The sequence below is a fragment of the Dolichospermum sp. LEGE 00240 genome, assembly GCF_015207875.1.
GTDB lineage: Bacteria > Cyanobacteriota > Cyanobacteriia > Cyanobacteriales > Nostocaceae > Dolichospermum > Dolichospermum gracile.
In genome coordinates this window covers 1-13687 of the sequence record NZ_JADEVZ010000063.1, presented here as the reverse complement: position 1 = coordinate 13687, position 13687 = coordinate 1, and the positions used below count along the sequence as shown (strand labels likewise).

The 13687-nt window shown below is 41.2% G+C and carries 11 protein-coding genes; 6 read left to right on the top strand and 5 right to left on the bottom strand.

Features of this window, described 5'->3' with window-relative positions; genetic code table 11:
• Positions 1 to 10: 10 nt before the first annotated feature.
• Together IQ226_RS18485 and lysS are read left to right on the top strand one after the other, a co-directional pair.
• Positions 11 to 607 carry a heme-copper oxidase subunit III gene (locus tag IQ226_RS18485; protein ID WP_015078454.1) on the top strand — a complete coding sequence of 199 codons (597 nt, stop codon included), beginning with the start codon at positions 11 to 13 and terminating at the stop codon, positions 605 to 607.
• Between the two features lie 539 nt (positions 608 to 1146).
• Positions 1147 to 2733 (top strand): lysine--tRNA ligase, encoded by a 1587-nt coding sequence (lysS, locus tag IQ226_RS18480; RefSeq protein WP_193897725.1) that lies wholly within the window; start codon positions 1147 to 1149, stop codon positions 2731 to 2733.
• A gap of 119 nt (positions 2734 to 2852) precedes the next feature.
• Here the strand turns inward: lysS and IQ226_RS18475 are convergent, their stop codons facing one another.
• Together IQ226_RS18475 and IQ226_RS18470 are read right to left on the bottom strand one after the other, a co-directional pair.
• Positions 2853 to 2990 carry a hypothetical protein gene (locus IQ226_RS18475; protein ID WP_193897724.1) on the bottom strand — a complete coding sequence of 46 codons (138 nt, stop codon included), beginning with the start codon at positions 2988 to 2990 and terminating at the stop codon, positions 2853 to 2855.
• Between the two features lie 136 nt (positions 2991 to 3126).
• Complete coding sequence (locus tag IQ226_RS18470; protein WP_193897723.1) at positions 3127 to 4389, bottom strand: FAD-dependent hydroxylase; 1263 nt, start codon at positions 4387 to 4389, stop codon at positions 3127 to 3129.
• A 651-nt stretch (positions 4390 to 5040) separates the two neighbouring features.
• Here IQ226_RS18470 and IQ226_RS18465 point away from each other — a divergent pair.
• On the top strand, positions 5041 to 5415 hold the full coding sequence (locus IQ226_RS18465) for a hypothetical protein (RefSeq protein ID WP_193897722.1): 375 nt from the start codon (positions 5041 to 5043) through the stop codon (positions 5413 to 5415).
• A 179-nt stretch (positions 5416 to 5594) separates the two neighbouring features.
• On the opposite strand, the gene opcA is transcribed toward IQ226_RS18465, so the two are convergent.
• From opcA to fbp, 3 genes are all read right to left on the bottom strand, one after another.
• On the bottom strand, positions 5595 to 6968 hold the full coding sequence (gene opcA / locus IQ226_RS18460) for a glucose-6-phosphate dehydrogenase assembly protein OpcA (RefSeq protein ID WP_193897721.1): 1374 nt from the start codon (positions 6966 to 6968) through the stop codon (positions 5595 to 5597).
• A gap of 70 nt (positions 6969 to 7038) precedes the next feature.
• Positions 7039 to 8568, bottom strand: a complete 1530-nt coding sequence (gene zwf / locus IQ226_RS18455; RefSeq protein WP_193897719.1) for a glucose-6-phosphate dehydrogenase — start codon at positions 8566 to 8568, stop codon at positions 7039 to 7041.
• 375 nt (positions 8569 to 8943) lie between these two features.
• The gene (fbp, locus tag IQ226_RS18450; protein ID WP_193897718.1) at positions 8944 to 9981 is read right to left on the bottom strand and encodes a class 1 fructose-bisphosphatase; all 1038 of its coding nucleotides are present in this window, start codon (positions 9979 to 9981) and stop codon (positions 8944 to 8946) included.
• Positions 9982 to 10682: 701 nt separating this feature from the next.
• On the opposite strand from fbp, the gene cruG reads away from it, so the two are divergent.
• From cruG to IQ226_RS18435, 3 genes are all read left to right on the top strand, one after another.
• On the top strand, positions 10683 to 11885 hold the full coding sequence (gene cruG, locus IQ226_RS18445) for a 2'-O-glycosyltransferase CruG (protein WP_370567199.1): 1203 nt from the start codon (positions 10683 to 10685) through the stop codon (positions 11883 to 11885).
• 456 nt (positions 11886 to 12341) lie between these two features.
• Positions 12342 to 12641, top strand: coding sequence for a hypothetical protein (locus IQ226_RS18440; protein WP_193897717.1), 300 nt, complete (start codon positions 12342 to 12344; stop codon positions 12639 to 12641).
• A gap of 15 nt (positions 12642 to 12656) precedes the next feature.
• Complete coding sequence (locus IQ226_RS18435) at positions 12657 to 13295, top strand: Shedu immune nuclease family protein (RefSeq protein ID WP_193897716.1); 639 nt, start codon at positions 12657 to 12659, stop codon at positions 13293 to 13295.
• The last annotated feature ends 392 nt before the right edge of the window (positions 13296 to 13687 follow it).

Genomic DNA, 13687 nt, shown 5'->3' with positions numbered 1-13687 from the left:
GAATAATAATATGACTGCAATTACACCAATTGAACATCATAGCGATGGACATGAAGAACATCCAGATTTACGAGTGTGGGGTTTAATCACATTTCTCGCTTCTGAATCATTAATGTTTGGTGGATTTTTTGCCACCTATTTGTTTTTTAAAGGGACTACCGCAGTTTGGCCACCAGCAGGAACAGAAGTAGAATTATTTATCCCAGCTATTAACACGATCATCCTCGTTTCTAGTAGTTTTGTCATTCACTTTGGTGATATGGCCATTAAAAGAAATAGTGTGGGTTGGATGCGGTTTTGGTATTTTATCACCGCAATTATGGGGGCTGTATTCCTAGCTGGTCAGGTTTATGAATACATGAATCTAGGTTATGGATTCACTACCAATGTTTTCTCTAATTGCTTTTATTTAATGACAGGCTTTCACGGTTTGCACGTCTTTATTGGATTGTTATTAATTTTGGGTGTATTATGGCGTTCTTTCCGTCGTGGTCATTATTCTGCTACTAAACATACAGGCATCGAAATGGCGGAAATTTACTGGCACTTTGTGGATATTATTTGGATCATTCTCTTCACTTTGGTATATCTTCTCAACATTTTGTAAAAATGGGTAATCGGGAATTCATAAGAATACCCGGTAAGTGGGAAACGACACGAGCGGTTTTAACCGCTGTGGAGGCTATACCTGAGGGCACGCTGGCGCGAACGCATGGGTGTCGTGACTCAAATAACGGCTACCATGAGAGTAAACTCAGGGTGGTCTGGTCAGTACGAATTACTTGATTACTTTTGCAAGCCCAGTCCCTTTAGGGCTGGGTTACTGACCTTACGTGAGTTCGACATAACGATAATTTGTGGAAAACTCACCCCACGTAGGAGTCTCAAGCCCTTATGATCTCGTTGAAAAAATCATAACTCCGTTCGCGTAGCGTCTCCGAACTCACGTGACCTTGGCAATTGTACTGGTATCGTTTTGCTAAACAACGCTTGCGTTGGACTCTACCACAACTTAGTACCCCAGAACAATGTCAAAAGTGGAGTTATTAAAGATCCAGATAGAAATATTATTGAACTTAGTCAACAATGAGATTATTCTCTATGACAAAAGTTAAAATGGGTAGATTGTGAAAAGATAAATAGCAAATGTTTTGGGCTGATAAAATCGCTGCTGATGCAGTAGGCTACCAGGTAGTTAATGATTCTAAGACTCCATCAGGACGGGTACACGTTGGGTCTTTGCGGGGTGTGGTTATCCATGATGTGATTTACCGGGCATTGAAACACGCAGGTAAACCTGTCAAGTTCTTGTATGGTGTGGATGACTATGACGCACTGGATACAGTTCCAAAATACTTAGATCAGGAAAAGTTTTCTCCTTATTTGGGCTTTCCCCTGTGTAATGTGCCTTCTCCTGGTGATGATGCTAGTGATTATGCTAAATATTTCATTGGGGAATTTTTTGAAGTTTTCGAGTATTTAGGAATTAAACCAGAAACTTATTTTCTCCGCGATTTATATCGTTCTGGAAAACTTAATTCCTATATTGACACTTTCTTAAAAAATGCCCATTTGGTGAGAGAAGCTTATAAGGAAGTAAGCAAAGCTGACCGTCCAAATAACTGGTATCCTTTTCAAGTTGTTTGTGAAAATTGCGGTAAGATTGCCACAACTGTCACGACAGATTATAACGGTTCAGAAGTATTTTACACCTGTAAACCTGATGCAACTAATTATGTAAAAGGTTGTGGACATTCTGGCTGGGTTTCTCCTTTTAATGGTAATGGTAAATTACCTTGGAAAGTTGAATGGGTGGCTAAGTGGGATGTGTTGGGTGTAACTATTGAAATGGCTGGGAAGGATCATTCTCAAAAAGGTGGTTCTCGTGATGTTGCTAATGCGATTAGTCGTAAGGTTCTACAAAAGCAACCTCCTTTTCATTCTCCCTATGAATTTATTCTGGTGAATGGGACAAAGATGAGTTCTTCTAAGGGTGTGGGTTCGAGTGCTGAAGAAATTGCGGCTTTACTTCCACCGGAATTACTGCGCTTTTTAATGTTGCGAACTCAGCCAAGAACTGTCATTAATTTTGCGCCAAATTATGAAACTACTACTCGTTTGTTTAGAGATTACGATACTTTAATTAATAAGTATTCTAATTCTCCTGGATTAACGGAGGAACTAATGCCGTTATTTTACGCCCAGCTAGGAGATGAAATTAAAACTTTCCAACCTTTTGATTTTAGTACGCTGATTTCTTTGTTGCAAGTTCCGCGTTTAAATATTCAGGATGAGGTTGTCCAACGTAGTTTACAGCCTTTAACTGAGTATGATCAGGAAATTATTAATCAAAGAATTGCTGCTGCACAATTGTGGTTACAAGATTATGCAGATGAGGAAGAAAAGTTAGTTCTGTATTTGGAACAAGTTCCAGAGAAAGCTAATGATTTGAACTCTGAACAGGTGGCTTATTTGCAAAAGTTGATGGAGAATTTGCAAAATATTCCTCATTGGGAAGCTGAGGCATTGCAAACTATAATTTTCTCGACTACTAAGGAGTTAGGGATTCAACAACCAATTGCTTTTAAGGCTTTGTATCTATCTTTCTTGAACAAAGAAAAGGGTCCAAAGGCTGGTGGTTTGTTTTCTTATCTGGAGAAGTCTTTTGTGCTTTCGAGGTTGCAAGATGTTGTGGCTTTGAATGCAGGTAAGGAAAAGGTAGAAGTTTCTTAATTCCTTGTTCCCTGTCTCTGACAGGGAATACGGGTTATGAGGATCTGCCTCTAGATTATCAGAAGTCGGAGCCTTCTTGATTGCATTCCAGAAGCTGGGAACGAGGAACTATTAATGGGTTATTTACGGAAGAATATCGGCAAGTGTGCAATTGCTTGACACCTTTCCCAAGTTACTCCACGACGGTAGAAATGTTGTTGTTCTTCTTCTGGAAAATTAATATAATTCTCTAAAGTTTGAGTTACGATATCTCTCACTTTCCTTAGTTATTAGGTTGATGTTATTAACAAACTATCAAAAGAAGTACATTTTTAAGGTGCGTCAGATGTCAAAAATCTATTTATGGCTGGCTGAGTTATGGAATCTGACGCACCCTACAATAGGTTTGTGATTTCAGCGTTTGGCTAGTTGGGGAGTTTTTCCTTTTAAGCCAATCATTAATTTCAGGGCGAATATTTTCACGATGGGAACTCGCTGCATAATCCATAAACCTAAACGGCGAACTATGACTATTGGTAAAAAGTTGTTAGAAAAAACTCGATCTAATAAATCGGTGAACCCTAATATGGCGAGGTTTTCTTTTTTTCTCCAGCTTTCATATTTTTTGAGTATGGAAATATTACCAATATCTTGACGCTTTTGATGGGCGGTTTGGATGATTTCGGCTAATGCGGCTGCGTCCCGAATCCCTAAGTTTAAACCTTGTCCACCAACGGGATGACAGTTATGGGCAGCATCACCTATTAATGCTAATCTGGGGAGAACATAGCGATCGCTCTGCATTAACTGTACCTGAAAAATAAACCTCTCTCCCAATAATTCCAATTTCCCCATTTGCTGACCATAGCGTTTAGTTAGTTCCGCTAAAAATTCCTCATCATTCAACGCACACAAAGCTTTTGCTTCTTCATGGGGTGCAGTCCAAACAATGCGACAACGGTTTCCCGGTAAGGGTAAAATTGCAAAAGGACCACTTGACCAAAATTTTTCGTAAGCGGTGTTATTGTGAGATTTTTCTGGTTTCACAAAAGCCACAATACAGGATTGCCAATATTTCCACCCTTTGGTTTTAATGCCGGCGGCTTGACGAATGGGAGATTTTGAACCATCAGCAGCGACTAACAATTTACTGCGAATTATCCGATTTTCGTCGCCAATTTTGATATTAATAGTAACTATATCTCTTTCTTTTTGTGTACTTACTACTTCCGCTGGACACAAGATGGTTACATTTGCACAACTTTGCACAAATTCCTGTAAAGGTGCTAATAGTGCATAGTGTTCTGCTACATAACCTAATTCTGGTGTCCCTAAATCATCGGTTTGGAAGTTCACCACATCAGGATAATCAGCATCGGAGAGGCGCACTTGGTTATATTTAGCAATGTTGGGGAGAATTTTCTCCCATAAACCAATTCCTTGGAAAATTTGGGCTGATAACATATGTACAGCATAAGCCTGTCCTTTAGCCACTGCAGCTGATGCAACTCTAGCTTCAATGAGGAGAATCTTTAAACCAGAATCTTTTAAAGCTGCGGCTAGGGTTAAGCCGACAATGCCACCACCGACTATGACCAAATCATAATCATATCCCCAGTAGGTTTCTGTGGGGGTGTGGGGGGATGAAAGAGTGGGAATAAGCGGGGAGAAGGTCATTGTCAAGATAAATTACATAGTTTTAATTATTATTGTGACGCGATCGCCACTGATAATCAACATACAGCAGAATTTAGGAGTAAAACTGGCTGACAAAAGAAGGGAACAGGGAACAGCAATACCTTGTCCATTTGCTGCTTTGTTGGGTTAAGCGACAGCGCAACCCAACGCATTTGTTGGGTTTCATGCTATTGCTCCGCAACGCTCACGCGAACAACCCAACCTACAAATCAAGGCTTTTTCTAATTTGGACAAGGTATTAAACAGCTAAGACAATTTTGCACAAGTGTATACAATATTTTGGGGATGACTACTTTTTGTCACCTCTTGATAAATTATGAGAAATAAGATCGTTTTCTATAAGAAATGTTAAGCATCTGGGCAATCTGATTGCGGGGATCAATATCTGCTTCTCATTTACCGTTAGTCCATATCTCTCAAGGCGTACATCAAAACTCCCTACCCTACCTGCGGGTATATGTGAACTCTCATTCATAAGCAGAAAAAATCAACTGTAAACTTTAGTAAAGAAATGCTCATTTTGGAGCTAAGGTTTTATATACTAAGTTTCACTGAAACAAAATCAGTTAATTCGCTTTCGAGTGATAAAAAACTGAAATTTAAACTTGCTGTGTATTAGGAGGAAAAGTCATGGTTTCGGCTCAAAGCTCTAATCTAGTTCGGACCCACTCCTTGTTAATGATGAGAAGCTTTTTAATCTGGACATTTACATTGGCAGTGTGCTTGTTAGTTGTTGGTTTTCCATTGGTTGTATTAATGGCTACAGTCGGCTGTTTATTATCCATTGTTTTGCAATCCGTGATGCCTGCTAGTGCCGTGTTAATTGTGGCAGGTAGTTTGGTCATGTTTAATGTTATGGCAGTATTAATTACTGCTGGAGTTCTAACCGCTAAAGGTATTCATCCTAAGCAAATAAAATGGTTGAATTGGTTACATGATGAATCTGAAAAAACTCAAACCACCGTTTATGCAGCTTGTCCTTTAACTTGTGAAATCAACCAATAATTATCATTAGCTAATACTTGACAAACAGTACATCTGCCCGGTTCAGCCGGGTTTTTTAATGTTTAAAATAGGGAACAGGAAAGAAGCAGGGGGCAGAGGCAGGGGACAGGGGGAAAATATTTTCCACTGACGACTGACAACTGACGACTGACAACTAACCCATTACCCATTACCATCAACTATTTGCCTAACTTAATAGTGTTACCAATTGCAATTAGACTGTCCTCAAACAAAGCTTCACGTCCCCAGCGTTGCACCTGTTGACTCAACAAAGCCTCTGCCTTTTGTTCCGAAAGAGAAGTAACCTGTTGGAACAAACCAGACGACTGAGCGCCACCATGAGTTTCCATTCGCATACAGCCGCCAGTTTCCGAGCAAATCACCGTTCCACAATTAGCTTGAATATTAGTAGAACTCAACCGCAAACCAATTAAATCGCCGACAATTTCCCCAATATCAGCAATGGGAACACCTGCTAACTCAACTTCTATGTGTTTTTGGTCTTGAGACAGGAATTGAATAGAAGTGATGTCATAATCACCATTTTCCTGTTTATAGGAAACTGGTTGCCATTCTAAGCGATTAGCTAACCAACCCAAATACAACAGTGCTTGAGCAGCATTACCTTTTTCGTAATCAATATTGACACGATCAATTTCTCTAAGAGCAGCCCGACGATTAGGCGCATCATAAGCTTGTGCTGTCAACTCCTGCCACGCAGATAACCGCCGCCAATTCAAATCAGCCAAAGGTACACCAGATTCTACTAACTTTTGCAAGCTGAGTAAATCATCTTCTGGTGTATTAAAGTTGCAAGAATCAACAATGACATTATTGCAAACTGCCGCTAATCGTTTAAACAAAGGGTTAGCAGCATCCGGTGTAGCTTTCCACCAGAGGAACTTAGGTAAACCACCAATCAATAAAGCCGGAATCATGCCCCCAATGCGTTCCAACGCCGCAGCAGTACCAGTGAGCGTAATATATTCACAGCAAACAAGAGTGCTAGAAGACTGCTTTTGAATTGGGCAATAGGCAGAAACCTGAGCCTTTACCCCCTCATCGTCCCCAGCAATAGGACATAAAGCAATGATTCGGCAGGGATTACGGATGGCAATTTCATCAGCAATGGTGGGACTTGTAGGGCTAAAAGTATAACCCATAGCGGCACCATGACTATCTCCATTCGGTCCGGTGTGCTGCTTTTGGAAATATTCTTGCCGCAAAGCAGTCAGAGTTTCTGGTGTTGCACTACCAGTCTCTGGAAGATGATGCTTTTTTTGTAATTCTTGCAATGCTGTTTTAGTTTGCGGTCCGAGAATGCCATCAATAGGACCCTTATAAAAACCTGTGGCAGTTAACAAATACTGGGTTTCTTCGGGTTCGTAAACCACCAAAGTAAATGTTGTGGCGCGGGTAGCAGCGGGTAAACCACCGTCTTCTCCTTGAATACCGTAACTTTGCCAAACTTTAGTCAGTTCTGCTTCAATTTCGGTGAGGGAAACATCCTTGGGCGCTTGTAAAGAATAAATTGTTGGTGCTTGGGAAATCATATTTGTCAGTTGTCAGTTGTTAGTTGTTAGTTGTCAGTTATTTTGCTACTGACCGATGACTAATGACTAATTAAAGTCTGCGCCAGCGGCGACCGTCTTGGTTAATTAATAATTCTGCCTCTTCTGGTTCCCAAGTGCCGGCTTCATACTGAGGAACGGTTGCTGGATCAGCGGGTAAATCCCATACAGATAGAGCTGGTGTAACTACTTGCCAAGCTGCTTCTACTTCGTCTGCTCTTGTGAATAGAGTTTGGTCGCCCATCATACAATCAAGGAAGAGGCGGTCATAGGCATCGGAAGTGGCTGTAATCCCAAAAGAACCATAGCTGAAATCCATATCTACGGAACGAGTACGGAAGTCACCACCGGGCATTTTCACATCAAAACGGAGAGAAATACCTTCATTGGGTTGTATCCGCATGGTCAAAACGTTGGGGTTAGCTTGCTGGGACGCGGAGGGGAACATTCTGGAGGGAACTTCGCGGAAGTGAATGGCAATTTCACTAACTTTTTTGGGCATCCGCTTGCCAGTTCTCAGGTAGAAAGGAACACCTTTCCAGCGCCAGTTATCTACCATAAATTTCATCGCCACATAGGTGGGGGTGGTAGATTCAGGATTAACTCCCGGTTCATTTCGATACCCTTCTACCTGTTGTCCTTTCATCCAGCCGGCACTGTACTGACCACGAATGGCTGATTTTGAGAGATTATGCACATCCGCTAATCGAGTAGCTCGTAGCACTTTGACTTTTTCTGTACGGATACTATCAGCATCCATAGCGTTGGGTGCTTCCATTGCTGTTAAACAATAAAGCTGCATGAGGTGGTTTTGTAACATATCCCGGAGTGCGCCGGCGGTTTCATAATAACCAGCCCGGTCTTCAACGCCTACGGTTTCAGCTACGGTGATTTGGACATGATCTACAAATTGCCGATTCCACAAGGGTTCAAAGATGGCATTAGCAAACCGGAACACTAGTAGGTTTTGGACTGTTTCTTTACCTAAGTAGTGGTCAATGCGATAGACTTGGTTTTCTTTACAAACCTTCTGGACGACTTGGTTGAGGTTTTGGGCGGAAGCTAAATCACGGCCAAAGGGTTTTTCGATGACTAAACGGTGTTTTTCGGGGTCATCTAACATTCCGGCTAACCCTAGTTGTTTAATGGCTTCGGGGAAGAAGTTGGGGGCGACGGAAAGGTAGAACATCCGGTTTCCGCGTGTTCCCCGTTTTTCGTCTAGTTCTGCTAATAGGGTTTTGAGTTTTTGGTAGCCGGCGGGGTCGTCTATGTTTCCAGGACAGTAAAATAAACCTTGGGAAAAGTCTTGCCACAGTTCGCCTAGTTCTACATTGGCGTGGGCTTCTTCCATGCCTTTTTGCATTTGTTCACGGAAGTATTCATGACTCCATTCCCGACGGGCTACGCCGACAATGGTGGTTTCTGCGGGAATCCGTCTTTCTCTCCGCAATTTGTATAATGCTGGAACTAGTTTCCGCCAGGTTAAATCTCCAGACGCGCCAAAGATGACAATTATTTGTGGTTCGGGCATCCCTTGCTGCTGTAGACCGGCACGCAATGGATTTTCTAACAAACTGACCATAGGATTTTAGATTTTAGATTTTAGATTTGGGATTTGGGTTTGGGAAAGAGGCAAGAGGGAAGGGGCAAGAGGCAAGAGTAAATCTCACATTTCTTCATCTCTCCATTTCCTGATCATTCTCTATTTCCCCAATTCCCTCTACAGGTGAGAATAGCTTGACTTTGCCTTTTAAAGAGTTCATGAATGACACAGAAAAGACACGGATTGATTGTTGCAGGTATATAGGGTACAGAATTAGAATCCAGAATCCAGAATCCAGAATCCAGGGAATAAATTCCCTGTCTGATCGCTAAAGTCGGTTAAAACCGACTATTTTTTCTTTTATTTGTTCAGTCTAGAACATGAGGTTTGATTTTTAATTAGTTGGGGTTTTGTCTAATTATCTGTTTTCAGAAAAGACATAACTTTGGCTACGTTTTCTTTACTACCAATAATTAATGGGGTGCGTTGGTGCAGTTTGGTGGGAACGACATCCAAAATGTCCATTGTTCCTGTGGTGGCTACACCTCCAGCTTGTTCAATTAAAAATGCCAAAGGGGCGGTTTCATACAGTAAACGTAATTTACCTTCTGGTTTTTGTAGTGTTCCTGGGTAGAGAAATACTCCACCTTGTAATAGAATTCTATGAATATCGCTGACCATTGCACCACTGTAACGGGAACTATAGCCTTCCGTGCGATGAACATAACGGATATATTCTCTAAAAGGTTCTTCCCATTGCCAGAAGTTACCGTCATTAACGCTATAAGTGGCGGCGTGATTGGGCATTTGGATATTTTCTTGACAGAGAATAAATTCACCCAGGCTAGGATCAAGAATGAAGGAATGTACTCCTGTACCTATGGTGTAAACCAACATGGTGCTGGGTCCATAAAGAATATATCCGGCGGCTAATTGTTTGCGTCCATTGGTCAGTAAATCTTTGGCTTCACCATCTAAGTCCGCTCCTTCTTGCTGACGAATGGCAAAGATAGAACCTAAACTGAGATTGTTATCTGTGTTAGATGAGCCGTCAATGGGGTCATAAAGTAGGGTGTAACGACCGATGGGGCAGTTTTCGGGGATGTAGTAGGGTTTTTCCATTTCTTCGGAAGCCAGACGACAGACTAAGCCGCTTTGGTTGAAGACGGAAATAAATACTTCGTTGGCGTAAACATCCATTTTTTTGACGGATTCTCCTTGGACGTTAACTTCTCCAGTGAATCCGAGAACTCCTTCCATTAAACCAGCACGACTCAAGCGACGGGCAACTAATTTACCCGCTAAAGCGATGCGGTTCATGAGCGCACTTAAATCCTGGGCATCGGGTCCAAAACTCTGTAGTTGTTGGAGGATGTGGCGGGATAATGTTGTACAATCACGATCTAAAGCTTTATCTGTGGACAAGTCCAAAGATTCTGATCCTTGAGTCATATTAGTTTCTTCCTGGCAGTTGGCTATGAGGTCGTGTTTATTTATGGCGATTTTCCATCGCTGTTTCTATCTTAGAAAGGGAATTTCATAACTTAGACGTGATTTTAGATAAACTAAAGAATTCAAAGATTAAGTAGGGTTTGCTGAATAAGTTGTCTGTGAGGGGAGGTGATAGGTGACAGGTGACAGGGAAGGAATTTTCTTCTTTCTTTCTCCTGAACTCCGAACGGTGACAGTTTCAACTATTTGGGTATTCTCAATTTTCTCAATCCGACAAGGAAAAATGGGCGTTGCTGATTAAGGGTATGAATTTTAGTCTCACGCAAAGGCGCAAAGACGCAAAGGTAAGATTTTTAAAGGTTCAATTTAGGAATTTCATGCCTCAATTCAGCAACGCCGAAAAATGCACCTATTTTGGGACACCATCAACCAAAACCTTGCACTTTTTTGTGATAGAAATCAGCGAAACCTTTATTAATAAACGGTTTTAGCTTTATATGGCTAACGCCACGCTACGCTATCAGCAAGCCCTAAGTAGATGTGCCAATTGAGGATTGAGATCAGATCAAGGTGGGGAAGAATCATCAAATCCATTAATTTATCTGCGTTTATCTGCGTTCATCTGCGGTCAGTTGTTCTTATTTAATTACATATCACTGGATAATTTAGGTCAATTTGCCTAAATTGCGAGAAGATTTAAAGTGGCTAGTTTATACAAAAAGTCAGGGTTAAAATTGCTAAATATTATTCCGCTTCTATTGCTACTTGTTCAAGTACCGGCAACGGCGATTTTACTTTCCCGGTTGCTGAAGGGGCCTGGACGTGATCCAGCTTTAACACCACAACAGCCGACACCGGAACTTTTGGGAAGTGTGAGTGTGGTTGTACCGACATTAAATGAGGCGTTGCGGATCGGTCCGCTTTTGGCTGGTTTAACTCGCCAAAGTTATGAAGTTCGGGAAGTTATTGTGGTTGATAGTCGCTCTCAAGATGGTACTCCCGATTTGGTAAAAGCTACGGCAGAAAATGACCCACGCTTTCGGGTGATGACGGATGATCCTTTACCTCCTGGGTGGGTGGGTCGTCCTTGGGCGTTGCATAATGGTTTTTTGTTCAGTTCTGAGGGGAGTGAATGGTTTTTGGGTATGGATGCAGATATCCAACCTGATGCTGGTTTGGTGGCGAGTTTGGTGCAAACGGCGATCGCTCAAGGTTATGATTTGGTATCTTTATCACCGCAGTTTATTCTCAAGTATCCGGGGGAATGTTGGTTACAACCGGCTTTGTTAATGACGTTGTTGTATAGATTTGATCCGACGGGGATTTATACTGAACAACCGGAACGGGTGATGGCTAATGGTCAGTGTTTTTTGTGTCGTCGGTCTGTGTTAAAGGCTGTGGATGGTTACGGCAGCGCGAAGGGTTCTTTTTGTGATGATGTGACTTTGGCGCGGAATATTGCCGCTAAGGGCTTTAAGGTGGGCTTTTTGGATGGGGCTAAGGTGCTAAGGGTGAGGATGTATGAGGGGGCGTGGGAAACTTGGAACGAATGGGGACGCAGCCTTGATTTGAAGGATGCTGCTTCTCCCGCTCAGATTTGGGGGGATTTATGGGTATTGTCGGCGGTGCAGGGTTTACCTATTTTGATTTTACTGGGTTATTTGTTGCTTCCTGGTTTGGTGCTTTCACTGCCGGCACTGCTGTTGTTAGGACTGAATATATTTTTGGTGGTGATTCGCTTTGCTTTATTACTCGCGATCGCTCCCTCCTATGATCGGAAAGATGCCACTGCTGGTTGGTTATTCTGGCTTTCTCCTTTGGCTGACCCTTTAGCGGTGCTACGCATCTTTTTATCTGCATTTCACACTCCTAAGCAATGGCGCGGGCGGAAATATGGGGATTAAGCGAATGGAATTCACGGAACTACACAAACAAAGTCCGCCTGCGCGGACTAAGGAAAAATCAAGGATTGAAACCCACGCAGGTGGGTTTTGCCTGTGTAGACGCGGTTTCTAACCGCCCGTTTTACGTTAAGTTGACACCAATGAAGCTCTTGCTTTACCCCTACGTTTAGAATCAAACAATCAAGCCGTTTTGAGTATAGTTAGTGTATCTGTAAATTATCTACATTTATTTGCTCTATGGATTTATTAAACATCTGCACAAAGGGCATTTTTTGAGAGGAGAAGTGATGACAACAATTAAGTGACGTTATACTATAGGAATCCGGTTTGATTCCTGAATTTACTTGTGTGGTCAGGGAACAGGGAACAGGGAACAGGAAAGACAGAATTGATACCTACTGAGTCTTGTTCAAAAATCAAATAGGAGTCCTATATATATAGTTCTAACAAAATAACATGAGCGATCGCCCAGTTCAGATCACCCTCCATAAGCGCGTTCAATCTGCTTTGGATGCACTTTCTCCTCAAGAAAAACAAACTGTATCTCAAACTTTGATGAATTTAGCTAATTCTGGGATAGAAACAGCAATATCGGATAATATCATTAAAAAGCTGAAGATAGATGAACCACTCTATTTATTGCTAATTAATCCCAACTTGAGAGCAATTTTAAATATGGACAATCCTGATGAAATTAAAGTTTTAGATTTAATGACTCACGATAGGTTAGAAATTTTTGCAGCGGCAAATAACTAACTTTAAGTGTCACCCATGAAAGATTTTATTAAACTTGATTTTAATCCCCGGATTGCTAGAAGTCAACTGAGAGAACTCCGCTACCTATTAGACAAAAATAAATCTTTATCTGAAAACGATGATATTCTGCCCTTTTTCAGAGATAATCATCAGTTATCAGCATTTATTCGTTCTTATCATCCCAAGATTAATAGATTTAATCGTCTGGCATTTGAGTATGACATATTTGGAGATTTTACGGCTGACTTAGTAATTGGAGATTCTATTAAAAAATCCTATTGTTTTGTGGAATTTGAAAATGCTGCATCTAACAGCATATTTGTTTCCAGATCAGGAAAAAATACTCCTGAATGGTCTTCCAGATTTGAAAAAGGATTCACCCAGATTTTAGATTGGTTTTGGAAACTGGACGATTTAGAAAAAACAGATGCTTTTGAAGATAGGTTTACTGCCAGAAATATTGACTATATGGGATTGCTAATTATTGGCAGAAATAAGCATTTAGAACCTAGAGAGAAAAAGAGGCTGGAATGGCGACAGAAAAACCTAATTCTAAATTCTAAACAAGTCTACTGTATGACTTTTGATGAATTATATGATGATCTATTATTCCGACTTGAAAAGTATCAGTTGGCAGCGGAAGTAGACAATTAAATACTCTCTTAAAAAAGTCGGATAAAGGAATAATATATAGGAAAAGACAGTGTTGGGTTTCGTTGCCTCAACCCAATCTAACAAGATCAGCGATCGCACTAAGAATTCCCCATACAACAAGTACACCAAATGCCCAAGTAAGGTTTCTGAAACAGAAATCATCTGTATGTCATTTGGCGATCTCTTCATCATACCCCAACAGTAGAAGAAACCTTAACTGATCTAATTCACATCCTCTCTGACCAGAAAGCCATTAATTTACCAACCCACATTCCGCAGATGTGACCTAGATTATTGGGATTTTTGAAAAATTTCAGCCAGGAAAATTTTATCTACCTAATTTTCTGGTTGAGTTTAACTTTATTTGCCAAAAAATAGAACATATTAAGTAA